General features: G+C 61.0%; 1 protein-coding gene. It reads left to right on the top strand.

What is annotated here, in order from left to right; genetic code table 11:
* Positions 1-15 precede the first annotated feature (15 nt).
* A complete protein-coding gene (locus AC5ZGW_RS46870; protein ID WP_496114233.1) occupies positions 16-276 on the top strand; it encodes a hypothetical protein in 261 nt (86 codons plus the stop codon).
* Positions 277-500: the final 224 nt, after the last annotated feature.

Genomic DNA, 500 nt, shown 5'->3' on the forward strand with positions numbered 1-500 from the left:
TAGATGAAGAGCATGATGACCAAGGACGATGTCCGAGCCGCCCGTGTGACGCTTGGCAAGATGTGGAAGCCCGGCGGTGGCCCGCTGACGGCCCAAGAGCTTGTGCGCGCCCTTGGCCTCTCGGAAGATCACGGCACCGACCACGTCTACAACATGGAAAAGGGCAAGTCGGCCGTTTCCGGCACTATCGAGATGCTGTTGCGCATCTATCTCGCCGGTGGTGTGCCGCCCGACGATGTCGTGATCTTCAAAGACGCCCCGAAGCGAGCGCGCTAAGGGCGACCGGAACGATCTCTTTGGAACGAGCCTTGTCCCGTAGCTTCGGGGCATGGCAAAGAGCATCGAAGAGCAGCTTGAAAGCACCCTGACCTCGATCCAACAGGTCGAGCAGAACGGGCAGCGCTACACGATCAAGGATCGTGAGCTTTGGCGCGGCGATCTGCGCCAGCTTGACCAGCGCGCTCAGCGCCTCGAAAAACAAGCGGCCCGCGAGAAGCGTA

Source organism: Bradyrhizobium sp. Crot121, assembly GCF_059512385.1.